General features: G+C 45.3%; 1 protein-coding gene and 1 pseudogene. Both read left to right on the top strand.

The features are described from left to right. Positions 1 to 15: 15 nt before the first annotated feature. Positions 16 to 171: a lytic murein transglycosylase gene (locus A3735_RS28845; RefSeq protein ID WP_082885857.1), complete on the top strand. Its 156-nt coding sequence runs from the start codon at positions 16 to 18 to the stop codon at positions 169 to 171. 13 nt (positions 172 to 184) lie between these two features. Continuing rightward, positions 185 to 395, top strand: a pseudogene (locus A3735_RS31830) (septal ring lytic transglycosylase RlpA family lipoprotein); the annotation flags it as partial.

Below are 395 nucleotides of genomic sequence, written 5' to 3'. Positions count from 1 at the left end.
GGTTTGGATAAGAATATGCCTGCGAAACTTCAGATACTTCAAGGGGCTACCGGTGAAGAGTATTGGTTAACCTTGAGGAATTTTTACGTGATTACTCGCTATAACCATAGTCATTTATATGCGATGGCAGTTTACCAGCTTTCCGAGGCTCTAAAGCTAGGAATGAACTAAGGTGTTGAGTAGTTTGCGTTGCATTCTCTTGTGTTGCCTGGCCCTGCTTTTGCTGGCTTGTAGTAGTTCTCGCTACAGCATGAAGCATGATGTCGGGCCTACTGGAGAGTTCGATGTATCCAAGGTGCCAGATGCAATCCCTAAATGGGAGCCAATCAGCCCAAAAGGCAATTACTCTCCTTATACTGTGCGAGGAAAGGAGTATCACCTGCTCGATTCGATTA

The sequence above is a fragment of the Oleiphilus sp. HI0061 genome (genome assembly GCF_001635675.1).
The sequence above is the reverse complement of the archived record's forward strand: the minus strand, read 5'-3'. Positions and strand labels throughout refer to the sequence as shown.

Bases quoted from the DNA above. Each gene is read 5' to 3' on its own strand.
- A3735_RS28845 (WP_082885857.1), top strand. From the start codon at position 16: ATGCCTGCGAAACTTCAGATACTTCAAGGGGCTACCGGTGAAGAGTAT.